24 protein-coding genes are annotated in these 24,043 nt (G+C 65.9%); 19 read left to right on the top strand and 5 right to left on the bottom strand.

All coding sequences use genetic code 11. The annotated features are described in order from the left end of the window. Nucleotides 1–14 precede the first annotated feature (14 nt). The 9 genes from HJG53_RS01805 (at nucleotide 15) to HJG53_RS18945 (ending at nucleotide 8,281) form a co-directional block, all read left to right on the top strand. Nucleotides 15–245, top strand: a complete 231-nt coding sequence (locus tag HJG53_RS01805; protein WP_051035683.1) for a VirB3 family type IV secretion system protein — start codon at nucleotides 15–17, stop codon at nucleotides 243–245. Beyond that, nucleotides 239–2,707, top strand: a complete 2,469-nt coding sequence (trbE, locus tag HJG53_RS01800) for a conjugal transfer protein TrbE (RefSeq protein WP_058454882.1) — start codon at nucleotides 239–241, stop codon at nucleotides 2,705–2,707. Before HJG53_RS01805 ends, trbE begins: the two co-directional genes overlap by 7 nt. A 6-nt stretch (nucleotides 2,708–2,713) precedes the next feature. Further along, a complete protein-coding gene (trbJ, locus tag HJG53_RS01795) occupies nucleotides 2,714–3,466 on the top strand; it encodes a P-type conjugative transfer protein TrbJ (RefSeq protein ID WP_058454881.1) in 753 nt (250 codons plus the stop codon). A gap of 135 nt (nucleotides 3,467–3,601) precedes the next feature. Beyond that, nucleotides 3,602–4,909, top strand: coding sequence for a P-type conjugative transfer protein TrbL (gene trbL / locus HJG53_RS01790; protein ID WP_058454880.1), 1,308 nt, complete (start codon nucleotides 3,602–3,604; stop codon nucleotides 4,907–4,909). Nucleotides 4,910–4,912: 3 nt separating this feature from the next. Beyond that, nucleotides 4,913–5,755, top strand: a complete 843-nt coding sequence (gene trbF, locus HJG53_RS01785; protein WP_058454879.1) for a conjugal transfer protein TrbF — start codon at nucleotides 4,913–4,915, stop codon at nucleotides 5,753–5,755. Further along, entirely contained in the window at nucleotides 5,752–6,603 is an 852-nt protein-coding gene (gene trbG, locus HJG53_RS01780) for a P-type conjugative transfer protein TrbG (RefSeq protein WP_171127516.1), read from the top strand. The genes trbF and trbG overlap by 4 nt, the downstream gene beginning before the upstream one ends. After that, nucleotides 6,600–7,838, top strand: coding sequence for a TrbI/VirB10 family protein (locus HJG53_RS01775; protein WP_058454877.1), 1,239 nt, complete (start codon nucleotides 6,600–6,602; stop codon nucleotides 7,836–7,838). The genes trbG and HJG53_RS01775 overlap by 4 nt, the downstream gene beginning before the upstream one ends. After that, nucleotides 7,831–8,043: a DUF2274 domain-containing protein gene (locus HJG53_RS01770; protein ID WP_058454876.1), complete on the top strand. Its 213-nt coding sequence runs from the start codon at nucleotides 7,831–7,833 to the stop codon at nucleotides 8,041–8,043. The genes HJG53_RS01775 and HJG53_RS01770 overlap by 8 nt, the downstream gene beginning before the upstream one ends. A gap of 4 nt (nucleotides 8,044–8,047) precedes the next feature. Continuing rightward, nucleotides 8,048–8,281, top strand: coding sequence for a helix-turn-helix domain-containing protein (locus HJG53_RS18945; protein ID WP_051035681.1), 234 nt, complete (start codon nucleotides 8,048–8,050; stop codon nucleotides 8,279–8,281). A gap of 123 nt (nucleotides 8,282–8,404) precedes the next feature. Here HJG53_RS18945 and HJG53_RS01760 read toward each other — a convergent pair whose 3' ends face one another. After that, nucleotides 8,405–8,593 (bottom strand): hypothetical protein, encoded by a 189-nt coding sequence (locus HJG53_RS01760; protein WP_171127515.1) that lies wholly within the window; start codon nucleotides 8,591–8,593, stop codon nucleotides 8,405–8,407. Nucleotides 8,594–8,737: 144 nt separating this feature from the next. Here HJG53_RS01760 and HJG53_RS18480 point away from each other — a divergent pair, with 144 nt between their 5' ends. From HJG53_RS18480 to HJG53_RS01720, 8 genes are all read left to right on the top strand, one after another. Continuing rightward, entirely contained in the window at nucleotides 8,738–9,175 is a 438-nt protein-coding gene (locus tag HJG53_RS18480; RefSeq protein WP_171127514.1) for an FKBP-type peptidyl-prolyl cis-trans isomerase, read from the top strand. A gap of 96 nt (nucleotides 9,176–9,271) precedes the next feature. After that, nucleotides 9,272–10,792: a class I SAM-dependent methyltransferase gene (locus HJG53_RS01750; RefSeq protein WP_171127513.1), complete on the top strand. Its 1,521-nt coding sequence runs from the start codon at nucleotides 9,272–9,274 to the stop codon at nucleotides 10,790–10,792. A 72-nt stretch (nucleotides 10,793–10,864) separates the two neighbouring features. After that, nucleotides 10,865–12,157, top strand: a complete 1,293-nt coding sequence (locus tag HJG53_RS01745; protein WP_171127512.1) for a TolC family protein — start codon at nucleotides 10,865–10,867, stop codon at nucleotides 12,155–12,157. Then, nucleotides 12,154–14,241, top strand: coding sequence for an ATP-binding cassette domain-containing protein (locus tag HJG53_RS01740; protein ID WP_171127511.1), 2,088 nt, complete (start codon nucleotides 12,154–12,156; stop codon nucleotides 14,239–14,241). Before HJG53_RS01745 ends, HJG53_RS01740 begins: the two co-directional genes overlap by 4 nt. Beyond that, the gene (locus HJG53_RS01735) at nucleotides 14,241–15,389 is read left to right on the top strand and encodes an HlyD family efflux transporter periplasmic adaptor subunit (RefSeq protein WP_171127510.1); all 1,149 of its coding nucleotides are present in this window, start codon (nucleotides 14,241–14,243) and stop codon (nucleotides 15,387–15,389) included. Before HJG53_RS01740 ends, HJG53_RS01735 begins: the two co-directional genes overlap by 1 nt. A 202-nt stretch (nucleotides 15,390–15,591) precedes the next feature. Further along, nucleotides 15,592–15,837, top strand: a complete 246-nt coding sequence (locus HJG53_RS01730; RefSeq protein WP_254447469.1) for a hypothetical protein — start codon at nucleotides 15,592–15,594, stop codon at nucleotides 15,835–15,837. Nucleotides 15,838–15,948: 111 nt separating this feature from the next. After that, nucleotides 15,949–16,482, top strand: a complete 534-nt coding sequence (msrA, locus tag HJG53_RS01725; RefSeq protein WP_171127509.1) for a peptide-methionine (S)-S-oxide reductase MsrA — start codon at nucleotides 15,949–15,951, stop codon at nucleotides 16,480–16,482. Between the two features lie 64 nt (nucleotides 16,483–16,546). Beyond that, nucleotides 16,547–17,413 (top strand): UTP--glucose-1-phosphate uridylyltransferase, encoded by an 867-nt coding sequence (locus HJG53_RS01720; protein WP_171127508.1) that lies wholly within the window; start codon nucleotides 16,547–16,549, stop codon nucleotides 17,411–17,413. Here HJG53_RS01720 and wecB read toward each other — a convergent pair. From wecB to HJG53_RS01705, 3 genes are all read right to left on the bottom strand, one after another. Further along, nucleotides 17,410–18,543 (bottom strand): non-hydrolyzing UDP-N-acetylglucosamine 2-epimerase, encoded by a 1,134-nt coding sequence (gene wecB, locus HJG53_RS01715; RefSeq protein ID WP_254447468.1) that lies wholly within the window; start codon nucleotides 18,541–18,543, stop codon nucleotides 17,410–17,412. The two genes, HJG53_RS01720 and wecB, sit on opposite strands and share 4 nt — an antisense overlap. A 65-nt stretch (nucleotides 18,544–18,608) precedes the next feature. Further along, the gene (locus HJG53_RS01710; protein WP_171127507.1) at nucleotides 18,609–19,577 is read right to left on the bottom strand and encodes an NAD-dependent epimerase/dehydratase family protein; all 969 of its coding nucleotides are present in this window, start codon (nucleotides 19,575–19,577) and stop codon (nucleotides 18,609–18,611) included. Further along, a complete protein-coding gene (locus tag HJG53_RS01705) occupies nucleotides 19,578–20,498 on the bottom strand; it encodes an L-threonylcarbamoyladenylate synthase (protein WP_171127506.1) in 921 nt (306 codons plus the stop codon). Between the two features lie 43 nt (nucleotides 20,499–20,541). Between HJG53_RS01705 and HJG53_RS01700 the strand changes: the two genes are divergently transcribed. Next, a complete protein-coding gene (locus HJG53_RS01700; RefSeq protein WP_171127505.1) occupies nucleotides 20,542–22,218 on the top strand; it encodes an acyl-CoA dehydrogenase in 1,677 nt (558 codons plus the stop codon). Between the two features lie 3 nt (nucleotides 22,219–22,221). Further along, nucleotides 22,222–23,262 carry a mannose-1-phosphate guanylyltransferase/mannose-6-phosphate isomerase gene (locus tag HJG53_RS01695; protein WP_171127504.1) on the top strand — a complete coding sequence of 347 codons (1,041 nt, stop codon included), beginning with the start codon at nucleotides 22,222–22,224 and terminating at the stop codon, nucleotides 23,260–23,262. On the opposite strand, the gene HJG53_RS01690 is transcribed toward HJG53_RS01695, so the two are convergent. Then, nucleotides 23,251–24,009, bottom strand: a complete 759-nt coding sequence (locus HJG53_RS01690) for a metallophosphoesterase family protein (protein WP_171127503.1) — start codon at nucleotides 24,007–24,009, stop codon at nucleotides 23,251–23,253. The genes HJG53_RS01695 and HJG53_RS01690 overlap by 12 nt on opposite strands. Nucleotides 24,010–24,043 lie beyond the last annotated feature (34 nt).

Here is a 24,043-nt window from a genome sequence, read left to right as displayed (position 1 = left end):
GTTTCGAGGCGCCGATGCACCGCGCGCTCGCCGAGCCGATCCTGCTCGGCGGGGCGCCGAGGGCGATCGCGATCGTCAATGGTACGATCGCGGCCGCGCTCGGGCTCGGTCTCCAGCAGTGGATCGCCGGGCTGGCCATGTGGGCGTTCGGGCACACCCTCGCGGTGTTCGCCGCCAAACGCGATCCCGACTTCGCCCCGGTCCTGGTTCGCCACCTTCGCCAGAAGGGGCATCTGTCATGCTGAATCTGCGCGAATACCGTCAGAAGGCCGCCCGGCTCGCCGATCACCTTCCATGGGCGGCGCTTGTCGCGCCCGGCGTGGTGCTCAACAAGGACGGCAGCTTTTCGCGCGTCCTCAGGTTCCGCGGCCCCGATCTAGAATCCGCCACCGAAGCCGAGCTTGTCGCCGCCTGCGCGCGGGCGAACAATGTCCTGAAGCGCTTCGGCTCGGGCTGGGCACTCCATTTCGAGGCCGAGCGGCGCGAAGCGCTGGGTTATCCCGACAGCAGCTTTCCCGATGCGGCGTCGTGGCTGGTCGATGAGGAACGGCGCGCGGCGTTCGAAAGCGCGGGCGCGCATTTCGAGAGCCGCTATTATCTGACGCTCACCTTCCTGCCTCCGCCCGATCAGGCGGACACGGCGGGCCGAGCGCTGGTCGAGCGCAGCGACGACGCGAAGGGCCGCGACTGGCGACAAGCGCTTGCCGGCTTCATCGCCGAGACGGATCGCGCGCTTGACCTGTTCAGAGGCTTCATGCCCGAGGTGCGCGCGCTCGGCGACAGCGAAATGCTGACCTTTCTCCACGGTGCGATCTCCGCGCGCCGCCATGTCGTCGCCGTGCCCGAAACGCCCATCTATCTGGACGGGCTGCTGGCCGACACGCCGCTGACCGGCGGGCTGGAGCCGATGCTGGGCGACCAGCATCTGCGGACGCTGACCATTCTCGGATTTCCGAACGCGAGCCGTCCCGGCATCCTCGACGGACTCAACCATGAGGATTTTGGCTATCGCTGGGTGACGCGCTTCATTGCGCTCGACAAGACCGACGCAACCAAAGCGCTCACTCGCCTGCGGCGGCAGTGGTTCAACAAGCGCAAGTCGATCACCGCGCTGCTGCGCGAAGTCATCTACAACCAGCCGGTCCAGCTTCTCGACAGCGATGCCGACAACAAGGTGGTCGATGCCGACCTGGCCTTGCAGGCGCTCGGCGGCGATCATGTCGCGTTCGGCTATCTGACGACGACGATCACCGTTGCCGATATCGACCGCGCCCGCGTCGAGGAAAAGGTCCGCGCGGTCGAGCGCATCGTCAACGGGCTCGGCTTCACCTGCATCCGCGAGGGCATGAATGTGGTCGAGGCGTGGCTGTCGAGCCTGCCGGGCCATGTCTATGCGAACGTCCGGCAACCGATCGTCCACACCCTGAATCTCGCGCATCTCATGCCGCTGTCCTCGGTATGGGCAGGACCGGCGCGTAATCCGCATCTCGACGGTCCGCCGCTGCTTTATGCGGAAACCAGCGGCTCGACGCCGTTCCGTCTCAGCACGCATGTCGGCGACGTCGGTCATATGCTGATCGTCGGACCCACCGGGGCCGGAAAGTCGGTGCTGCTCGCAATGCTCGCGCTTCAGTTCCGGCGATATCCAGACTCCCAGGTCTATGTCTTCGACAAGGGATTTTCGGCGCGCGCGGCCGTGCTGGCGATGGGCGGCGCGCATCACGCGCTCGGGCTTGGCGGCGAGAGCGGTCATGCCGATGACGAGGGCGGGCGAACGATCGCCTTCCAGCCGCTGCGCCACATCGATCGCTCCAACGAACGAGCCTGGGCGGCCGAATGGATCGGCGCGCTGCTCGCCCATGAGAAAGTACTGGTCACACCCGAGATCAAGGAGGCCGTCTGGTCGGCGCTCACCAATCTCGCGACTGCCCCGATCGAGGAACGCACGCTCACCGGCCTGTCGCTGCTGCTGCAATCGGCACCGCTGCGATCGGCGCTCACGCCCTATACGCTCGAAGGACCGTTCGGCCGCCTGCTCGACGCCGCCGAAGACGATCTAGCGATCGCCGACGTGCAGTGCTTCGAGACTGAAGCGCTGATGGGGCAGGCGGGCGTCGTTGCGCCCGTGCTGACCTACCTGTTCCACCGGCTCGAAGAGCGCTTCACCGGGCGGCCGACGCTTCTCGTACTGGATGAAGCCTGGGTGTTCCTCGACCACCCGCTGTTCGCCGCGCGCATTCGTGAGTGGCTGAAGGTGCTGCGCAAGAAGAACGTCAGCGTCGTGTTCGCGACACAGAGCCTAGCCGATATCGCCGACAGCACGATCGCGCCGGCCATCATCGAAAGCTGTCCGCAGCGCATCTTGCTGCCCAATGATCGGGCGATCGAGCCGCAGGGCCAGACGGCCTACGTCCGCTTCGGTCTCAACGCGCGCCAGATCGAACTGGTCAGCCGCGCGACGCCCAAGCGGCAATATTATCTGCAATCAGCGCGCGGCAACCGGCTGTTCGAGCTTGGGCTAGGCCCGATCGCGCTGGCGTTGTGCGGCGCGTCCGATCCCGACAGCCAGAAGCGCATAGACGCGGTGCTGGCCGAAAAGGGCCAGGCCGACTTCGCCGCGACCTTTCTCTCCCAAGCCGGCCTCGATTGGGCGGCCGACCTGCTTGGGCGTCACCCTGCCGCCCGCCCCCCAGAAGACAAGGAGTAATTTCCCGTGCCCCGTATCCCTATCCGCAAATATGCGTGCCTCTCTGCTCTCGCGCTCGGCGCCGTCGGCTCGCTCGGTATCGGCATCGCGTTGACCTCGACGCCCGTCGCGGCCCAGCTCAGCGTGTTCGATCCATCGAACTATTCGCAAAACCTGCTCACCGCCGCGCGCACGCTCGCCCAGATCAATAACCAGATCCAGAGCCTCCAGAACGAAGCGCAAATGCTGATCAACCAGGGCAAAAACCTCACCAGGATCGATTTCCCGCAACTTCAGGAGCTTCGCCAGCGCCTCCAGCAGATCGACCAGCTCATGGGCCAGGCGCAGGGCGTCGACTTCCGCATCGATCAGCTCGACGAGCGCTTCCGCCAGCTCTACCCGCAGGAGTTCGATCAGGTGTTCCGCCGCGATCAGCGTGTGGCTCGCGCACGCGATCAACTCGATACCGCAATGTCCGCGTTTCGCCAGACGATGGGGGTCCAGAACCGCATCGTCGACAACGTACGGAGCGACACGCAGGCGCTCGCCGACATCGTCGCGCGCAGCCAGGGCGCGGAAGGCTCGCTTCAGGCGCAGCAGGCCACGAACCAGCTTCTCGCGCTCACCGCCAAGCAGCAGCTCCAGCTTCAGCAAATGATGGCGGCGCAGTTCCGGGCGGAATCGGTCGAGCAGGCGCAGCGGGGCCAGATCGCGCGCGAGGCACGCGAGTCAACGCGCCGCTTCCTCGGCGACGGCAAGGCTTACACGCCACGCCAATGAGCTGAGGCAGGCGAGGACCGCGCCCCCAGCTCCCCCCGGTCCGAACCTGTCTCGTCGCGGGGGCCGTAGGGCTTGCCCCTCTCATGGCCGCCGGTCCCCGCGACACCTTTCAACTTCAAGCAGGAACCCGCCCATATGGATGACCTGAATGTCATCGATCAGTTCATGGAGGCCTTCGCCTCCTACATCGACAGCGGGTTCGGCCTGTTGGGCGGTGACGTCGGTTTCCTGACCACGATCCTGATCGGCATCGACATCACTCTCGCCGGGCTGTTCTGGGCGCTCGGCGGCGAAGACGACGTCATCGCCAAGTTCCTCAAGAAGATCCTCTATGTCGGCGTCTTCGCCCTGATCCTCAACAGCTTCTCGACACTGTCCGATATCATCTTTCGCAGCTTCGCCGGCCTCGGCCTCACCGCAGGGGGCAGCGCGATTACGGCTGACGATTTATTGCGACCCGGCAAGCTGGCCGGGACCGGCTTCGAGGCAGCATGGCCGCTCCTCGAGCAGGCGAAGGAGTTGGTTGGCCCGATCGCCTTCTTCGACAATTTCATCGAGATCGCCGTGCTGGTGATCGCCTGGGTCGTCGTCATCGCCGCCTTTTTCATCCTCGCGATCCAGCTTTTCATCACAATCCTCGAATTCAAGCTCACTTCGCTCGCCGGCTTCGTGCTCGTGCCCTTTGCGCTGTGGAACCGCACGTCGTTCCTCGCCGAACGGGTGCTCGGGAACGTCGTCAGTTCGGGCATCAAGGTCATGGTGCTCGCGGTCATCGTCGGCATCGGCTCTAACTATTTCGCCGACTTCACCAGTGCGATCACCGGCGACGAGGTGTCGATCGAACAGGCCGTGTCGCTGATGCTCGCGAGCCTCGCGATCTTTGGCCTCTCCATCTTCGGCCCGGGAATCGCATCCGGCCTCGTCGCCGGCGCGCCGCAGCTCGGCGCCGGATCGGTGATCGCCACTACCGCGCTTGCCGGCGGAGGTCTTGCGATGGCAGGCGCTGGCGCCGTCGGCGCGGCACGCGGTCTCGCGGGGGCCGGTCTCGGCGCGATCCGCGCCGGTACATCGATGGGGTCTGCCGCATCCACCGCCTACAAGCTCGGGCAGGAAACCTCGGGCTCGACCAGCGTCGGCGCGGGCCTCGGCGGCGTTGCGACCGCCATGCGCGGCGCGGCTGCCAACCGGATGAGCGGCGGTCTCGGCGTTAGCGCTGCCGCCGATCGTGGGCAGCGCGCCGCATGGGAAGCAGGAAGCACCCGTGCCGGCGGCGGCGCCCCCGCAGCCGCGCCGACAGGCGCAGCTGAAGGAACACCCGCCTGGGCGCAGAAGCTTCATGCCAGCCAGAATGCTCGCCACCGCCGTCAGATGGCGATCCACGCAATCCAGGGCGGCGACCGCGGCGGCGCTGGCGCCACTCCAGACATCAAGGAAAGGGACTGAGCGATGAAATTTCGACGCGCATTGCAGCGCTATGGGCGAACGCCCGAACCCGAGACACCCTACCAACGAGCGGGCCAGCTTTGGGATGAGCGTATCGGCTCGGCTCGCGCACAGGCGAAGAACTGGCGGCTGATGGCCTTCGGCGGCCTGTTCCTGACCACTGGTCTGTCGGGCGCGCTGGTCTGGCAATCGATGCAAAGCCGCGTCGTGCCCTATGTGGTCGAGGTCGATGCACTCGGGCAAGCACAGGCCGTCGCGCCTGCCGCCAAGGACTATCGGCCGACCGATCCGCAGATCGCATGGTTCCTCGGCCGGTTCATCACCGGCGTTCGAGCGCGCTCGCTCGATCCGGTATTGATGCGTGAAAACTGGCTATCAGCCTATGATTTCGCGACCGAACGTGCGTCACTGTTCCTCGGCGAATATGCCCGCACCTCCAATCCGTTCGCCGATGTCGGGCGCAAGACGGTTTCGGTGCAGGTGACGAGCATCGTCCGCGCGTCAGATACGAGCTTCCAGGTCAAATGGACCGAGCAGCAATATGAGCGGGGAAGCCTCGCCAGCACGTCACGCTGGACGGCGATGCTCACGGTGAAGATCAAGCCGCCGCGCTCGGCCGATGTGCTCCGAAAAAACCCGCTCGGTCTCTATGTTGACGCGATCGACTGGAGCCGCGAACTGGAAACGCCGCAGGACCGGCCACCTTCGCCGCAACCATCGGCCGTGCCCGATCCCGCACAATCACTCCCGGTCGCGCCGCCCGCCGACATTCCGCTGGGCTCGCCGCTCGATCCGACCCTTGCTCAACCCGCAGCCGCACCATCCCCCGAAAGGACCGACCAATGATCCGTGCCCTCATCCTGGCGGCGAGCGCGATGGCGCTTGCCATGCCCGCCGCTGCGCAGAGCCGCGAACCCGCGTCACCGACCGCGCGCGTCACTGCCGCCAACCGGGCGGCACTGCGCGAGCCGTCGAGCGCGGGATATATATATGCCGTCCAGGTCTATCCCTGGGCGGAAGGCGTGCTCTACCGGCTCTATGCCGCGCCCGAGCGCATCACCGACATTGCCTTGCAGCCGGGCGAAACGATTGTGTCCGTCGCCGCCGGCGACACCGTGCGCTGGACTGTCGGCGATACCACCAGCGGCATCGGCAAAAGCAAGCGCGTGCACATCCTCGTCAAGCCGTTTTCGGCGGGCCTACGCACAAACCTTGTCATTGCTACCGATCGCCGGACCTACCATCTCCAGCTCGAAAGCACGCCCGCGACCGCGATGGCGGCGATCTCCTGGACCTATCCACATGACGAGCTGATCGCGCTCCGGCGTCAGCGGGATGCAGCCGTGGCGGCGACGCCGATCGCGTCGGGCCTCTCGGTCGAAAGCCTCAACTTCAACTATGCGATCTCGGGCGACAAGCCGGCCTGGCGGCCGCTGCGCGCGTTCGACGATGGGCGGCAGACCTACATCGAGTTCTCGCCCGCGATCGCCGTGGGTGAGGCGCCCCCGCTGTTCGTGATTGGCGAGGATGGCGAGGCCCAGCTCGTCAACTATCGCGTCGCCGGCCGCTATTATGTGGTCGACCGCCTGTTCGGTGTCGCCGAGCTGCGCCTTGGCGGCAAGAAACAGCAGATTGTCCGTATCACCGCCGCCCAGCCGAAGAGCCGGCAGCGCAAGGCCGGGAGGGGCGCGTGACCGATCCAACCGCTTCTTCCGCGCCGATCGCGGCGCCCAAAGCCGACCCCGAAACGCTCGTTCTGCGCGCGGCGCCGGGCCGCGTCACCCGTTTTCGCCGCGGTGCGATCGTCGCCATCGCTGCCGCCGGCTCGACCGCGATCATCGGCGTCGCCTGGCTGGCGCTCAAGCCCGCGACCCTGAGCCTGATCGCACCAAGCGATGAAAAGCTGGTTGGCGCGAAGGCGCCGCCTGATGCGCTCGCGGGCGCGCCGACGAGCTATGGCGACGTGCCGAAGCTCGGGCCACCGCTTCCCGGTGATCTCGGGCGGCCGATCCTCGAGCGCCAGCGGCAGCTTGGCGGGATGGTTCCCCCTGACCCCGCTGCCGATGCGGTGAGCCGGGCCGCGCAGGAAGCCGAAGCCGAGCGCCAGCGCATCGCCGCTGAGCAGAAGGCCGCACGCGAGTCTGGCGTCATGCTGCAATTGGCGGGCGGCGGTCGCGCCGCCGCCCCTGCACCGGTGACTACCGATGCAAGTGTTCCGCCAGCATCGGCCGAGACTGCCAAGCCGCTCCTCGACCCTGACCGAGATCCTAACGCCCAGGGGCGCAAGAACGAATTGGTCGGCCGCGCCAATCGCGACGACGACATCAATCCGCACGCGCTGGCGCAGTCCGTATCGCCTTGGATCTTGCAGGCCGGCAGCATCATTGCCGCGAGCCTCATAACCGGGCTCAACTCGGATCTTCCCGGGCTCGTCACCGCGCAGATCACGGAGAACGTCTATGACAGTGTGACCGGGCGCGGTCTGCTCATTCCGCAAGGATCGCGGCTGATCGGCAGCTACGACAGCGTTGTAGCGTTTGGGCAGAGCCGTGCGCTGGTCGTCTGGCAGCGGATCATCCTGCCCGACGGCTCGTCGATTCGTATCGACAATGTGCCGGCGACCGATACGCAGGGCTATGCGGGTCTGTCCGACCGGATCGACCGGCATACTTGGCAGCTTCTGAAGGGCGTCGCCCTGTCGACATTGCTGGGCGTCGGCACTGAATTGAGCTTCGGCAGCACCGAAAGCGACCTTGTCCGGGCGATCCGCGAGTCAGCGCAGCAGAGCGGCGCGCGCGCCAGCGATCAGCTCGTCACGCGCAATCTCAATATCCAGCCGACCTTGCGCGTTCGCCCCGGCTGGCCGCTACGGGTGGTCGTGCACAAAGACATCATATTGCCCGGACCCTGGGGAGGCCGTCATGGCTGATTTGAAGCTGCCAAGGCTGCCCGATCGGACGCCGGTTAAGATCACGATCAACGTCATGCCGGATCTCATCGAAGCGCTGAACGACTACGCCGAGGCCTATGAGGCGGCCTACGGCCGACGCGAGTCCGTACCGGACCTCATTCCATTCATGCTTAGCGGCTTCCTGGCGAGCGACCGCTCGTTCAGCCGGGCACGTAAGAAATAGTCCGATGTCGGCCCGGCAGCCTGCAACGAATGGCGACGACGCGCCCCCGATTGGGCCGATAAGCGTTCGCATTCCCGACGCAGTACGGATGACGGGGCTCAGCAAATCCAAGATCTACCAGCTCATCGCTTCCGGCGACATCGAGGCAGCCAAGGTCGGCCGTGCAACCGTGGTGTTTGTCGATAGTCTGCGGTCCTTTCTGCGATCACACTGTAAACAGCCGCGTTCTCGGGCGTAGCAGGGATCGCGCATGTCGGCCTGTCGATATTTCGGCACGGCCTGTCGCGAAGGGGTAAAATTGGGGGTGGATTGAGCGGAATTATCGGCACGACGATCAAGAACGTTGTTATAAATCAGTATCTTATGTTTTTCGTGTGAATCCCTCCTCCGCTACCACTTCATCAAGCTTGTGCAGCAGGTCGTCGAAGGCCGGTGCGTCGGCGACGAGGAAGGCGCGTGCCATGCGGCCGCCGATCATGGCGAGCTCGACTTCAGTCAGGCAGGTGAGCGCAGAGGCTGCGGGCCACTTGGTTGAGACTTGTTCGAGCACCGTCGATCCTTACTCGCATTGACGTGACAGCGACCGTGTCATGATCGACCGGGCCTGACTCGGCCCGCGCGACGAGCATGCCGGCCGATGCGACAGGGACGATCCGGCTCTTGTCATTGCGACGCGCGCGGTTAGCGTCGCGGCGTGCGCCAAATCCTTCTCCTGATCTCCGCCCTTGCACTCGCCGCGCCGTTATCAGGCGCCACCAGACCGGTGCATCTACCCGGCCTGCAATACCGCGTGATCCGTTCCGGCCCCGCTACCGGCGCGCAGCCGACGCGTGCCGACCGGGTGTCAATCCGATATGTCGGGCGGCTGGCGGATGGCAGCGTGTTCAGCACCTCAGCGAATAACGGCGCCGATCCGACCAGCTTCGACGTGAAGACCGTCATCCCCGGCTTCACCGCGCTGATCCGGCTGATGCGTCCGGGCGACCGCTGGGAGTTCACCATTCCCGGCTATCTGGCCTATGGCCGGGAAGGGAAGGCCTTCGTTCCCGGCGATCCGACGATGAAGCGCGACGTGCCGCCCGGCGCCACACTGATCTTCGACGTCGAGCTGGTCTCGATCGCGCCCAACTGACCGCAAGACTGGATCGCCTGACCGCAGCGCCCCGGCCGCTCGACTTCGCTCGAAGGCCGCGGATAGAAGAGAGGTTGTCTCAGGGGGAGTGCAGGCGTGAGCGATTGGACGCACGGCTATAATATCGAGCAGGGCTATACCTATGGCGTCTATCGCGAACTCGCGCCGGACTGGATGGACGTCTGCGCGATGCTGGCCGGCTATGTCGCGCCGTCGGAGGCGGGGCAAGGCGGCCTGCGCTACCTCGAACTCGGCTGCGGCCAGGGCTTCGGGCTTTGCCTGATCGCTTCCGCCTATCTCGACATCCAGTTCGTCGGCGTCGATTTTTCGCCGGAGCATATCGCTCACGCCCGCGGGCTCGCCCGATCGGCCGGCCTGGATAATGTCAGTTTCGTCGAGGCCGATTTCCTCGATCTGGCGCGTGCCTGGCCGGCCGAGCTCGGACGGTTCGACTATGCGGTTCTGCATGGCATTTATAGCTGGGTGCCGGCGGAGTTGCGCCACGCGATCGTCGCCTGTCTTGCAGAGGCGCTCGTTTCGGGTGGCCTTGCCTATCTGTCCTACAACTCGATGCCTGGCTGGGCGGTCATGCAACCCTTCCAGCACATCGCGGCGCGGCTGCACGCCAAGTCGGCGGCGCCGGGTGCGCAGGTGCTCGGCAACGCCGTCAGCCTGTTCCAGCGCCTCAAGGCCGGCAAGGCGGCGCTGTTCGACGCGTTGCCTGGTCTATCCGCGCGGGTCGACGGGCTGAAGGATCTCAGCCCCAATTATCTGGTGCAGGAATATCTGCACAGCAACTGGACCCCGATGTGGTTCAGCGAAGTGGCCGAGGAGATGCGCGGGGCCAAGCTCGATTTCGTCGCCTCCGCGACCCTGCCCGAAAACCTGTTGCCGGCGATGCTGCCCGAGCCGGTGCGCGCCGTCATCGGCGAGGTTGCGGATCCGCTGGCTCAGCAGGACGTGATCGACTGTGCGATCAACCAGAGTTTCCGGCGCGACCTCCTCGCCCGCGGCCGGCGCAAGCGATTCCCCAACGCACCCGGCGCGGCCGACCTGCTGGTCCATGCGCTGGCACGGCCGGCAGGAGAAACGGTCGCGATCAAGACAAGCTTCGGCGAGTTCACGCTGCGCCAGCAGCTTTATGCGCCGGTATTCGACGCGCTGGAGAGCGGACCGAAGCGCATCTCCGCACTGCTCGGGCTCAGCACCGAGCAGTCGAATGTACTTCAGGCGCTGATCCTGCTGGCGCATGGCGGCCATGTCGCGATCCTGAAGGACTGTGCGCGCGTCGCAAGCCCCGCGCAGCGATTCAACAAGGCATGCGCGGCCGCGGTGCTGGCCGGCGCGCCGTATAACTATCTCGCCGCGCCGGCGATCGGATCGGCCCTGACCGCCCGCGACGTCGACCTGATGCTGCTCGCGCTCATGGCCGAGGACAGCGAGCGCGAGACCCTGCCCACGCGCCTGCTGGACGCGCTCGGCAAGCTTGGCCGCAAGTTGCTCGCCGACGGCACGCCGGTCGAAGGCGCGGAGGCGCAGCGGCTTGCAAAGGATTTGGTAAACGATGTCGTCGTAAACCGCCTGCCGCTCTGGCAGAAGCTCGGCGCCGTCGATTAACGCTGGCACGGACCGCCGAACTTCCCTAGCGGAAGGCCCGTGATGCGTGTTGTTTGTGCCGGAATGGGACGGATGGGGGCCCTGGCCCTGGCGGGCGCGGCCGCAATTCTGCCCGCCCAGACCTATGGTCCCGCTGCCGAGCCGAAGCCGGATGCCGCCGCGCTGAGCGGCGTCGCACCGCCTGCCATTCCGCCGGAGCTTGCCCGCGCCGCCGTCAAGGCGGTCGAGTTCAATCCGGCGATGCGGGCGGCCCGCATCGGCAATCGTGCCGCCGCGACCGACGTGCGATCGGCCAAGTGGCTCTATGGTCCCAGCGTGTCGGTCAACGCCTTCGCCTTCGAGGGCGGCAGCGCGATCGTGCGCGATGATCGCTTCACCGCCAATCTCGTCGTCGATCAGCCGATCTGGCAGGGCGGCCGGATCGGCGGCACCATCGACCGCGCCAAGGCAGCCGTGCGCCAGAGCGAAGCCGTCACCGACGAGACTGCGCAGGACATTGCGCTGCGCGTCGCCAACACCTTCTACGATCTCGTCCGCGCCACGCTGCGCGCGCAGACGCTGGAGCAGGGCCTTGCCGAGCACCGTAATCTGGTCGGCTCGATCGAGCGGCGGGTGGAGCAGGAAGTCAGTCCTCGCGTCGATCTCGAACTGGCTCGTTCGCGGACCGCACAGCTGCTCGAGCAGCAGACCACCGCCAAAGCGCTGGCAGCATCCAGCCTGCAGCAATTGCGCGTGCTGCTGAACGACCCCTCCTTCACGCTGGAGGAGATGCCACGCTACAATGCCGCCGTGCATCATCCCGATCCGGTGCGTGCCGTCGAGGAGGCGACGACCTGTTCGCCGACCCGCCGCCGGCTCCAGGCCGAGGCGCTGGTCGCGCGCGCCGACCAGAAGCTGGCGCGCGCCCAGGTGCTGCCGCGCGTTTCGGCGCAGTTCACCAGCAACGAAGTCACTGGCGAACGCGTCGGGATTGCCTTCAGCGCAGCGACCAATGGCGGCCTGTCGCAGTTCGAGGCCGCCCGCAGTGCCGCACTTCGCCGCACGGCCGCCGAAACGCGGATTGGGGCGGTGGACCTCGACGTGCAGACGGCGCTCGCCGCCGATTTTGCCGAGAACAGCTCCGCGCGCGACCGGATCACGACCAGCACCGCCGCGGCCGCCGCGGCGCGGGCGGTCACCGATTCCTACCAGCGGCAGTTCGTCGTGAGCCGACGCAGCTGGCTCGATGTCATGAATGCCGCGCTGGAAGCCGCCCAATCGGATGTTAACGTCACCGATGCAGAGGTGAGCGCCATGGCATCCGCCGCCCGTATCCTCCTTCGCACCTGCCGCTGGCAGCCCGAGCCTTCGGTGAGCCGCCCATGACCGCTCCGCTTCCCGTCCTTGTCGAGCGCCTGGCGCGCGAGCGCGGGGCCGACCTACCGCCCGATTGGATCTCCGCAGGCATTGATCCGTCGCACCTGACTGGTGAAGACGGGCTATCGGCTCTGGTCGACGGAGCCGGCTGGCCGGTCCGGCCGGTGAGCGGTCGCCCAAGAGCCAACAAATTCCCGCTGTTCGTCTTTTCGCCCGACCAAGGCTGGCTGTTGGCGGAGCAGTGGGAGGGCAGGGATCGGCTGCGTGTCTGGGACGGCATGCCCCGCACGATCGATTTCCATGGCGGTCTGACCTTCTACGACCTGGAGCTGCCCCAGGCAGCGGTCGCGCGCGCGCACAGCTCGGCCTTCGACGTATTCTGGCGCGCGATCGTCGCCCGGAAGGACGTGCTGTTCGCGGCGACGATCGCGACCGTCGTCGCCAACATCATCACGCTCGCGACTTCGCTCTATTCGATGCAGATCTACGACCGCGTGATCCCGCGGGCGGGCTATTCGACGCTCTGGGTGCTGACGGTCGGCGTGCTCGTCGCGCTGCTGATCGACTTCGCGCTGCGCACCACGCGTGCGCTGATGATCGAGCGGGAGGCGGCGAAGATCGATCACGACGTCTCCGAATATTTCTTTGCGCGTGCCCAGGCGGTGCGGCTGGATGCGCGTACCGGCGGCGTCGGCACCATGGCGGCGCAGTTGCGCGGCCTGGAGCAGGTGCGGGCGATGATGTCGTCGGGCTCCCTCTTCCTGCTCGCCGATCTGCCCTTCGCGCTGTTCTTCGTCGTGATCATCTACCTGCTCGGCGGCGTGCTTGCCCTGGTGCCGCTGATCAGCCTGCCGATCGCGCTCGGCATTGCGTGGGGCCTCGGCCGGCTGATCCGCAAGGACACCGATCGCGCCCAGGTGAGCGCGAACCGCAAGAACGGCCTGCTCGTCGAATCGATCGACGCCGCGGAAACGATCAAGGCCAATCGCGGAAACTGGCAGTTGCTCGCCCGCTGGAACCGGCTGATCGAGGACGTGCATGCGTCCGAAGACCCGGTGAAGCGCTGGACCTCGACCGCCGGTTCGATCTTCTCGACGCTGCAGCAGATCGCCTATGTCGCCTTGATCGCGTTCGGCGCGATCGAGGTGGCGCAGGGGCGGATGACGACCGGCGCGCTCATCGCCTGTGCAATCGTCGCCGGCCGGGTGAACGGGCCGCTCGTCACCCAACTGCCCAGCCTGATCGTGCAATGGGGCTATTCCCGCGCCTCGCTGCGCATGCTCGACCAGGTGCTTGCCCTCCCGATGGACGAGGATCCCGAAGTGCAGGGGCTCAGACCCGCGCATCTGGGCGGGGCACTGCGGCTCGAAGGCGTGCGTTTCGCCTATCCTGGCGCGCGGGAGGGCATCGACGTGCCCCAGCTCGAGATCAAGGAAGGCGAGCGCGTCGCGATCGTCGGCGGCATCGGCTCCGGCAAGACGACCTTGCTGCGGCTGCTGGCGAGCCTCTATCGACCCCAGGCCGGCCGCGTGATGCTGGGCGGGCTCGATGCTTCGCAGATCGCACCCGACGTGCTGCGCCAGCATATCGGCTATCTCGCGCAGGACTATCGGCTGGTAAACGGTACGCTGCGCGAGAATCTGCTGCTCGGCCTGTCCAATCCCGGCGATGACGTGCTGATGGATACGATTGCCAAGAGTGGGCTGCTGCCGCTCGTTTCGGCTCATCCGCGCGGGCTCGACCTGCCGATCGCCGAAGGCGGTCGCGGCCTGTCCGGCGGGCAACGCACCCTGGTTGGGCTGACGCGCCTCCTGCTCGCCAAGCCCCCGGTCCTGCTGCTCGACGAGCCGACCGCCAATCTCGACGATCAGGTGGAGAGTCTCGCGCTCGGGGCTGTTGCCGCGCAGCTCAGCTCGTCGCGGACGCTGATCGTGGTGACGCACAAGCTGCGGCTGCTTTCTCTCGTCAACCGCGTCATCGTGATGATGAACGGGAAAATCGTCCTCGACGGCCCCACGGCAGACGTGGTCAAGGCATTGCAGGGGCCGCCCAAACAGCAGAAGGTCGCCGCCCAGGCCGAGGCTGCCGCCTGATGCGGTCGCGCACGTCTATTTGGGTCATCGCGCTATCCTCGCTGGCGGTGCTGGGCTTCCTGCTGTGGTCGGTCTGGGCCGAACTCGACCAGATCACGCGCGCGCGTGGCCACGTCATCCCGACGGGCCGTGTCCAGACGGTGCAGGCGGCGACCGAAGGCACGGTCAACGCGATCATGGTCAAGGAAGGCGACCGCGTCGCCAAGGGACAGCTGCTGGTCAAGCTCGACCAGGTCAGCGCGGGTGCCGCGGTGGAAGAGGGCCGCGCCCGCGTCGCCGCGCTGCGCGCGTCGATGGCGCGGATCGAGGCGGAGCTTTTCAATCGCCCGCTCAGCTTCCCGGCTGAAGTGACTGCTTTTCCTGAAGTCGCGAGCAATCAACGCATGCTGCTGGCAACCCGGCGGCAGGCGCTCAACGCCGATATCGCCGCGCTCAGCTCGCAGCTGTCGCTCGCCCGACAGGAGCTGGAGCTGAACCGGCCGCTGGTCGGTTCGGGCGATATTGCGCGGGCGGAGCTGCTGCGTCTGCAGCGTGCCGTGTCCGACTTGTCGGGGCAGATCGCGAGCCGCCGCAGCCGCTATCTGCAGGAGCTGCAGACCGAATATACGCAGACCCAAGAGCAGCTGACCACGGCCGAGCAGGCGCTGACCCAGCGAGCCGATCAACTCGGCAATTCGGAAATGCGCGCCCCGGCAGCAGGGGTCGTCAGCAACCTCAAGCTTTCGACCGTTGGCGCGGTGCTTCGACCGGGCGACGAGGTCATGCAGATCATCCCGGCCGGTGCCCGGCTGATCGTCGAGGCCAATCTGTCGCCGGCCGAGATCGCGTTCATTCGGCCGGGACAGGATGCTTCGGTCAAGTTCGATGCCTATGACGCTTCGGTCTATGGTTCGGCAGAAGGCAAGGTCATCTTCGTCAGTCCCGATACCACGACAGTACCGCGACCGGACGGTGGGCAGGACAGCTTCTACCGCGTGCAGCTGGCCGTCGATACGGGCACGATGCGGCCGAAAAACCCCGGCGAGCGCATCCTGATCCAGCCCGGCATGACCGCAGTTGCGGAAATCAAGACCGGAACGACGACGGTATTCCGCTATTTGACCAAGCCGATCCTCAAGACGACGTCGGAGGCGATGGGGGAGAGGTGATCGTTTCGGGCTTGTTCACAAAAGTTTAATCTGAACTCTGCAAGAGGTGCATCGGGGCCGACCTGACCCAGGGAGGCTTTTGCTGCGGGTGCGAGCAAAACAGGCTTGTGTTCCACCCTGGCACGGTTTTAGGGTTGTCAGGCCGGCGGAGAGATGCCAAAGGCCGAATGCGGACCAGTTCGAACCAAAAGGGAGTGTCCAGATGAGTTTCCGTAAAGCAGCGACGTCGCTCGTTGCCGCCGTTTCCATGATCGCCCTGCCGTCGATGGCGGCGGCGCAGACCGCTTCGGCTTCGAAGCTCTCGGTCGCTTCGGCCCGCACCGGCGCCAATGTCGAAGGCGAAAAGCTCGCCGGCGGCAGCCTGATCATCGCAGTCCTGGCCGCCGCCGCGGTCGTCGCCGGCATTATCGTTGCCGCCGACAGCGACGACGATCCTGCCAGCAACTAAGCTTTAGTTGATCAAAGTTCGAAGGGCCGGTCCGGTAAGCGGATCGGCCCTTTTCGTTTGTGGCGCGCGCATTACCTTGTCCTCCCATTCTGATGCGGAAGAGGCGGGTTCATGACGAAGGCGAGCGCTACTTTTGCCGGCGGGTGCTTCTGGTGCACCGAGGCCGTTTTCGACGATGTGATTGGCGTTGAGAGCGTCGAAAGCGGCTATATCGGCGGGCACGTCGAGAACCCCACTTACAAGCGGGTGTGCGACGGCGACACTGGCCATGCGGAAGCAATTCGGATCGTGTTCGATCCCGACGTTATCGCCTATGGCGACCTGCTCGACATCTTCTTCCACACCCACGATCCGACGCAGCTGAACCGGCAGGGCAATGACGTCGGGACGCAGTACCGCTCCGCCATCTTCCCGCATTCGCCGGAGCAGGAGGCGGAGGCGCGCGCCGCCATCACCCGGGCTCAGTCCGACTGGCCGCAGCCGATCGTGACCACCATCGAGCCGCTGTCGACCTGGTACCCGGCCGAGGATTATCATCAGGAATATTTCGCGCGCGTCGGCGATCAGAACCCCTATTGCATGGCGGTGATCGCGCCGAAGCTGCGCAAGTTCCGCAAGAGCTACGCGGAACGATTGAAGGGCTAAAGCGCTTGGGGCTGCGGCCGACATTCGTTACGGCTGTGCGTTCAACCATGGAGAATATGCTTCGATGAAGCCTTTGCGGAAGGCCGTATTTCCGGTCGCCGGTCTCGGCACGCGCAACCTGCCGGCCACCAAATCGGTGCCGAAGGAGATGCTCCCCGTCGTCGATCGGCCGCTCATCCAATATGCGGTGGATGAGGCTCTTGCCGCCGGTATCGAGCAACTGATCTTCGTCACCGGGCGCGGCAAAGGTTCGATGGAGGATTATTTCGACATCTCGTACGAGCTCGAAGCGACGATGCGCGAACGCGGCAAGTCGCTCGATTCGCTCAAGGGCACGCGCCTCGAAGCCGGTCAGATCGCCTATGTACGACAGCAGGAGCCTCTCGGCTTGGGCCACGCAGTTTGGTGCGCGCGGCACCTGGTCGGTGATGAGCCATTCGCGGTTCTGCTCGTCGACGAACTGCTGTGGAACCCTGTCAACCCGTCGATTAGCCAGCTCGCAGAAACGTATCGCGAGAAGGGCGGCAATGTAATCTCCGTACTCGAAGTGCCAGCGGACCACACGCACCGCTACGGCATTGTCGATCCGGGTCTGAGCACCGGCGAGCTGACCGAAGTGCGCGGCTTTGTCGAAAAGCCGAAACCTGGCACCGCGCCCTCACGCCTGGCAGCGATCGGCCGCTATGTGCTGCAGCCGGAGGTCATGACGGTCCTCGACAAGGGTGAGCGCGGTGCGGGGGGCGAGATCCAGCTGACCGACGCCCTTGCTCAACTGATCGGCAGCCAGCCGTTCCACGCCCGCACCTACCGCGGCGCCCGCTACGACTGCGGCGACAAGGCGGGGTTCGTGCAGGCGAACCTGGCGCTTGCACTAGAACGTCAGGACATCGGAGCGGAAGTGCGGGAGTTCGCCCGCGAGCTGCTTGGCTAGACGCGAAGCGCTTCTTCGGCTTCGCCGGTCAGGACCGCCGCGATCCGTTCCGAGGCGCGCCCGTCTCCATAAGGGCTCCCGGCGCGCGCCATCCGGGCATAGGCCGTCGGATTGTCCAGGAGCAGACAGGCCTCGGCAACGATCCGTTGCGACCGTGCGCCGACCAGCTTGGCGGTTCCTGCGATCACACCTTCCATGCGCTCGGTCACGTCGCGAAGCACGAGGACCGGCTTGCCCACAGCTGGCGCTTCCTCCTGAACGCCGCCGCTATCGGTGAGAACGAGGTCCGACCTGGAGAGCAGCCTTACAAAGCAGGCATAATCGAGCGGCGGCAGCAGGTAGACGTTCGCAACATGGCGAAGCGCCACCTCCATCGGTTCGGCCACTGCGGGATTGGGGTGAAGGGCGAGCGCCACCAAAACATCGTCGCGGCCCGCCAGGGCGCGAATGGCTGCCGCAATCTCGGCTAGTCCGGCCCCGTGATTTTCGCGGCGATGACAGGTAACCAGCAGTAGGCGCTTGCCCGCGGCAGCGCTCAGCACCGGGGCTGTTTCCGTGCAGACCATCGGGTCCCCTGCAATCCGAACGCGCATGGCTTGAAGTGCGTCGATCGACGTGTTGCCGGTAACGTGAATGGCTGCACGTCGCACCCCTTCGGCAATCAGGGCTTCGGCGGCACGCGCGGTTGGCGCAAAGTGCTGATCCGCGATCAGGGAGATCGTTCTGCGATTGAGCTCTTCCGGCCAGGGTTGGCCCGTATCGCCGGTGCGTAGACCCGCCTCCACGTGAGCGACCGGGATCCTGAGATGATATGCAGCGAGCGCTGCCGCGAGCGCCGAACTTGTGTCTCCCTGAACGATCACCCGCTCTGGCTGCCTGAGCCTGAAAACGTTCGAAAGGCCGGCAATCAGGGCCGATGTGAGCTGGTTCAGATCCTGATTTGGACGCATCAGGCCGAGGTCGACATCCAGTCCTAACCCAGTCCAGGAAAGCGCTTGCCGGAGGAGATCGTCATGCTGGCCGGTGGCGCAGACCAGGGGTTTGGCGCCGCGGTCTCTCAGCGCGGCAATGACCGGCGCCAGCTTGAGCGCCTCCGGTCGTGTGCCGAACACGACCATCATGTCCCCCATGCCGCAGTGCCCCCATGCTTATCCCCAGCCTTATCAAGGCATGGCGACGAGGCTTTGGCAACCGCTCACAATTCTTTGTAAGCCCGATACCATCGCACGAACTCCGGAATACCGGCATCGAGCGACGTTCTTGGCGCGTAGCCTAGATCGCGAGCGATCGCGCTCACATCGGCGTAAGTGTCCCGCACATCGCCCGGCTGCATCGGGAGTGGCTGGCGGACGGCAGGTCTTTCGCATGCAGTCTCGATCAGCTGAACAAAGCGCTCCAGCTGCTCCGAGCGGCTGTTGCCAATGTTGTAGATGCGGTGGCGAGCACCTGCGCCGGAGGAATGATCCAACGCCGCAACCACACCATCGATGATGTCGTCGATGTAGGTGAAATCCCGGCGCATATCGCCGTTGTTGAAGAGCTTGATTGGCTTGCCCGTCAAGATCGCTTCGGTGAACAGCCAGGGGGCCATGTCGGGGCGGCCCCAGGGGCCATAGACGGTGAAGAAGCGCAGGCCGGTTAGCGGGATGCGGTAGAGATGGGCGTAGGTCTCGCTCATCAACTCGTCCGCCTTCTTGGTGGCGGCGTAGAGGGAGACCGGATGATCGACCCGGTCTTCCTCGCTGAACGGCAGCTTGTCATTGCCGCCATAGACCGAGGACGACGAGGCATAGACCATTGGCACCTGCCGCTCTCGCGCCACTTCCAGCAGGTTCAGGTGCCCCACGACGTTGGCCTGCACATAGGCGCGGGGGTTTTCGAGAGAATAGCGGACACCGGCCTGTGCGCCGAGATGCGCGATACGCTCGAACGCGTGGTCCTTGAGCGCCGCGGCGAGTGCTTCGTGATCGGCGAAGTCGATGCGGTGCAGCGTCAGCAACTCGCCATGCCGCCGGCGGAGTTCAGCGACGCGATCCTCCTTCAGTTGCGGGTCGTAATAGGCGTTGAAGTTGTCGATGCCGACGACGCGCTCGCCGCGGGACATCAGCCGGTCGGCGAGGTGGAAGCCGATGAAGCCGGCGGCGCCGGTGACGAGCGTGGTCAATCAATTCTCCTTATGTGCGGCGCGACGCAGTCGGTCGCGAATGGCAAGGCCAAGGCCTTCGGTCGGGATCGGGGCGACCGCGATCGCTGCCGCGTTCGAGGCATCGGCCTGGTGGAGCAGATCGAATAACCGGGCTGCTGCTTCGATCAGGTTACCGGCGCTACTGAGCGTCGCATCTCCCTCCACGGGTCCGAAGCCGATCAGGAACTCGCCCCCTCGCGCATCGGTCGCGTCGAGGCGGAGCGGCTTGGACGGCGCATAATGCCGCGCAAGCATCCCAGGGGCTTCGATTGTTGCGGAGGCCGTCATCGGCAGACCAAGATCTATCGGACCAGGCCGGAGCAGGCGCAGTTCCTCTCCGGTCGCTGCCACGATCGTGGATTCAAGGCCAATGCCCGCCGGACCAGCGTCGAGGACCAGCGGTATGCGGCCATCCATGCTCTTCAGGACATGCTCCGCGCGCGTGGGGCTGATCGTTCCGCTGGCGTTCGCCGAGGGGGCGGCGAGGGGGCGGTTCGTCGCCCGCAGCAGCGCCTGCATGGCCGGATGGACGGGCACGCGGATCGCCACACTGTCCAGTCCCGCCGTGACGATGGAGGGGAGGACGGGGGATGCTTTCGGCACCACCAGTGTCAGCGGGCCCGGCCAATGGCGTTCGGCCAGCGCGCGCGCCGTCTCGTTGAAGGCACCCAGCCGTTCGGCGGCGGCGAGGTCGGGCACGTGAACGATCAGCGGGTTGAAGCCCGGCCGGCCCTTGGCTGCATAGATGCGCGCGACCGCTTCGGCATTGGTGGCGTCCGCGGCGAGGCCATAGACGGTTTCGGTCGGTACGGCGACCGGTTCGCCTTCCAGGATCAGCCTTGACGCCTCGACGATTGCATCGTCGTCAACTGGCAGGACACGGGTGGTGGTGGCGCTCACGGCATCGCGCTATAGGGCGCGCGACAGTTTCTCAAGGAGCCCCATGACCTACACTGCCCCCATCGCCGAGCAGCGCTTCGTGCTCGATCATGTCGTGCGCATCGGCGAGCTGGTCGACGATGCGGACTTGGTCGGCGCGATCGTCGAGGGCGCCGGTTCCTTCGCCGAGGGTAAATATGCGCCGCTGAACCGCATTGGCGACCAGGTCGGTGCGCGCTGGCGCGACGGGCAGGTGGTGATGCCCGAGGGGTTCAAAGCCGCCTATCGTGCCTTTGTCGAGGGCGGTTGGGGCAGCATCAACGGACCGGAAGCCTACGGCGGGCAGGGGCTGCCCTATACGCTCGCGACCGTGGTCATGGAGGATCTCGGCTCGGCGAATATGGGCTTCTCGCTGATCAATATGCTGACGCCTGGGGCGATCGAGGCGCTGGTATCGCACGGCTCGCCCGAGCAGCAGGCGACCTATTTGCCCAAGCTGATCACCGGCGAGTGGAACGGCACGATGAACCTGACCGAGCCGCAGGCAGGTTCGGACGTCGGCGCGCTGCGCACCACCGCTACGCCTGCAGCGGACGGCAGCTGGCGGATCAAGGGCACGAAAATCTATATCACCTTCGGCGAGCACGACCTGACCGGCAATATCGTTCATCTGGTGCTCGCCCGCACGCCGGGCGCGCCGGCGGGGACCAAGGGCATCTCGCTGTTCCTCGTGCCCAAATACCGGCTGAACGACGACGGCACGCCCGGTGCGTTCAACGATGTCCGCTGCGTGTCGATCGAGCACAAGCTCGGCATCAATGCGTCGCCGACCTGCACTTTGAGCTTCGGCGACCATGACGATTGCCACGGTTGGCTGATCGGCGAGGAGATGGGCGGCATGCGCGCGATGTTCACGATGATGAACAATGCGCGGCTGAACGTCGGCCTGCAGGGGGTGCAGATCGCTGAGCGCGCAACCCAGCAGGCGCTCGCCTATGCGCGTGAGCGGGTGCAGCTCGGCAAGCCGATCGTCGAGCATCCCGATGTGCGCCGCATGCTGATCCGGATGCGCGCGCTGACCCAGGGCGCGCGGGCACTGATCTATTATGCCGCGGGGCAGGCGGATCGCGCGCATGGCGGCGATGCGGCCGCCCGGGCGCGGCTGGAACTGCTGACGCCGCTCGCCAAGACCTGGGGCACCGATATCGGCTGCGAGGTCGCCTCGCTCGGCGTGCAGGTGCATGGCGGCATGGGTTTCGTCGAGGAAACCGGCGCGGCGCAGCATTATCGCGACATTCGCATCGCGCCGATCTACGAAGGCACCAACGGCATCCAGGCCACCGACCTCGTCAACCGCAAGCTGCCGATGCATGGGGGTGAAGTGCTCGCGTCGCTGCTTGCCGAGATGCGCAGCGAAGCGGGCGGGGAGGCACAGTTGATGCAGCTGGTCGACCGTGTCGAAGCGATCGCGCGCTGGATGACCGGCAACGAAGCGTCGCCGGAGGACAAGCTCGCCGGCAGCTACCCGATGACGACGATGACCGCCGTCGCGGTGGGCGGTTGGCTGATGGCACGGCAGGCGAAGGCGGCGACGGACGGCTCGCCTTTCGCCCGGATGAAGCAATCCGTCGCGCGCTTCTTCCTCGACAGCATCGTGCCCGAAGCGATCGGACTCGAGCGATCAGCGCGGCTCGGCGCAGCAGGGCTTTACGCGCTCGATGGCGACGCGCTAGCGGCCTGAGCCATGTCCAGTTTCAAGATTACGCCCGTCATCCTGTCGGGCGGCGGCGGCACGCGTCTTTGGCCCTTGTCGCGACCAGACAAGCCGAAGCAATTTTTGCCCCTCGCGTCCGAACTGACGATGCTGCAGGCGACCGCGGCCCGTACCGGCGACCGCGCCCGCTACGCGCCGGCGCTAATCGTGGCCAACCGCGCCCATGCGGACGAGATCGAGGCGCAGTTGGCGGCGATCGGCAGCGCCCCGCGGGCGATCCTGCTGGAACCCGCCGCCCGCAACACCGCCGCGGCGATCGCGCTCGCTGCCCTGTCCGTCGAACCAGACGACGTGCTGCTGGTCATGCCCAGCGATCATGTGATCGAGAAGGTGGACGCGCTCCACGAGGCCGTCGCCGCAGGGGTCCCGTACGCGGCTGAGGGATGGCTCGTGACCTTCGGCATCACGCCGACCCATGCCGAGACAGGCTATGGCTATATCCGCCTTGCCGAGCCGCTCGATGCCCACGTTCATCGGGTCGAGCGCTTCATCGAGAAGCCGCTGCGGCCCGCAGCTGAAGCGATGCTGGCAGACGGCGGCTATGCCTGGAATGGGGGCATTTTCCTGTTCAAGGCCAGCGTCATGATCGAAGCGCTCGAAGAGTTCGCCCCGCAAATCCTCGAGCAGACAAGGCTCTCGCTGGCGCAGGCCGAGCGGAGCGGCCTGCGCGTCATGCCGCAGGCGGACGCCTTTGCGGGCTGCCCGTCCGAATCGATCGACTATGCGGTGATGGAAAAGGCGCCGCGGGTTGCCGTCGTGCCCGTGGACCTCGGCTGGTCGGACGTGGGCAGCTGGGACGCCCTTTACGAACTGGGACCGCGCGACGCCGCTGGTAATCTCAGCCAGGGCGTGGTGCGGCTGGTCGAAACGGCCAACTGCCTCGTGCGCAGCGAGGGGCCGCGCGTCTCGATGCTTGGCGTCTCCGACCTGATCGTCATCGCGACCGGCGACGAGATCATGATCCTTCCCCGCGGGCAATCGCAGGAGGTCAAGCGCCTGTCAGGTGCTTAGGTACCAGCGCTCGCCGCCTTCCAAGCCGAGCGCGGTGAGGCGGCCGCTGGCGAACGCGCCGGTATCGATCCCGATGCGGTTCGGCCGCTCCTCCACATCCTCGGTGATGGTGTGGCCGTGCACGACGATCGGCCCATGCGTGCCGCGAAAGTCGAGGAACTCGGAACGGATCCAGCGCAGGTCGCTGCCCGTCTGCTCCTCGACCGGCACGCGCGGGCGAATGCCGGCATGGACAAACAGATAGTCGCCAACCGCAATCCGGTCTTCGAACCCTTGCAGGAACGCGACATGCTCCGGCGGCACGCGAGCGATCAGTGCGTCGAGCAGCTCGGGGTAGTCGAGCGCTTCATACTCCGCTTCGTTGAAACCGTAGCTGAGAATGGTCGCGCGACCGCCGATCTTTACGAAAAAGCGCAGTGCTTCCAGGCTGCCGCCGAGCGCCTTCAGGAACACTTCCTCGTGATTGCCCATCAGGAAGCGGGCAGAGCGGCCGCTCTCGGCAATCTCCAGTGCGCGCTGGACGACGCCGGCGGATTGCGGTCCGCGGTCGATCAGGTCGCCCAGAAAGACGATCTGCGTGCGCGCCGCGCTGCGCGCGCGCTCGTCCGCTTCAATGCGAAACATCAAAGCGTCGAGAAGATCAAGCCGCCCGTGAATGTCGCCGATCGCATAGATGCGCAGGCCGTCAGGGATGCGCGCGGGCGGCGGGCCTTGGTCGATGGCGCGGCGGAGAAGCTTCAGAACCATGGTTCGATCATGTTGGGTGCCAAGCATGCCATAT

Source organism: Sphingomonas sp. ID1715 (assembly GCF_013044515.1).
Lineage (GTDB): Bacteria > Pseudomonadota > Alphaproteobacteria > Sphingomonadales > Sphingomonadaceae > Sphingomonas_B.
This window is presented reverse-complemented; position numbering and strand designations above follow the sequence as displayed.

Coding starts and splice junctions, on each gene's coding strand:
- HJG53_RS01690 (WP_171127503.1), bottom strand. CDS start 24,009: ATGGTTCTGAAGCTTCTCCGCCGCGCCATCGACCAAGGCCCGCCGCCC.
- HJG53_RS01735 (WP_171127510.1), top strand. CDS start 14,241: ATGCGGTCGCGCACGTCTATTTGGGTCATCGCGCTATCCTCGCTGGCG.
- trbE (WP_058454882.1), top strand. CDS start 239: ATGCTGAATCTGCGCGAATACCGTCAGAAGGCCGCCCGGCTCGCCGAT.
- HJG53_RS01730 (WP_254447469.1), top strand. CDS start 15,592: ATGAGTTTCCGTAAAGCAGCGACGTCGCTCGTTGCCGCCGTTTCCATG.
- HJG53_RS18945 (WP_051035681.1), top strand. CDS start 8,048: ATGTCGGCCCGGCAGCCTGCAACGAATGGCGACGACGCGCCCCCGATT.
- trbL (WP_058454880.1), top strand. CDS start 3,602: ATGGATGACCTGAATGTCATCGATCAGTTCATGGAGGCCTTCGCCTCC.
- HJG53_RS01805 (WP_051035683.1), top strand. CDS start 15: ATGCACCGCGCGCTCGCCGAGCCGATCCTGCTCGGCGGGGCGCCGAGG.
- HJG53_RS01700 (WP_171127505.1), top strand. CDS start 20,542: ATGACCTACACTGCCCCCATCGCCGAGCAGCGCTTCGTGCTCGATCAT.
- HJG53_RS01745 (WP_171127512.1), top strand. CDS start 10,865: ATGGGGGCCCTGGCCCTGGCGGGCGCGGCCGCAATTCTGCCCGCCCAG.
- HJG53_RS01695 (WP_171127504.1), top strand. CDS start 22,222: ATGTCCAGTTTCAAGATTACGCCCGTCATCCTGTCGGGCGGCGGCGGC.
- HJG53_RS01720 (WP_171127508.1), top strand. CDS start 16,547: ATGAAGCCTTTGCGGAAGGCCGTATTTCCGGTCGCCGGTCTCGGCACG.
- trbF (WP_058454879.1), top strand. CDS start 4,913: ATGAAATTTCGACGCGCATTGCAGCGCTATGGGCGAACGCCCGAACCC.
- wecB (WP_254447468.1), bottom strand. CDS start 18,543: ATGGGGGACATGATGGTCGTGTTCGGCACACGACCGGAGGCGCTCAAG.
- HJG53_RS01740 (WP_171127511.1), top strand. CDS start 12,154: ATGACCGCTCCGCTTCCCGTCCTTGTCGAGCGCCTGGCGCGCGAGCGC.
- msrA (WP_171127509.1), top strand. CDS start 15,949: ATGACGAAGGCGAGCGCTACTTTTGCCGGCGGGTGCTTCTGGTGCACC.
- trbG (WP_171127516.1), top strand. CDS start 5,752: ATGATCCGTGCCCTCATCCTGGCGGCGAGCGCGATGGCGCTTGCCATG.
- HJG53_RS01770 (WP_058454876.1), top strand. CDS start 7,831: ATGGCTGATTTGAAGCTGCCAAGGCTGCCCGATCGGACGCCGGTTAAG.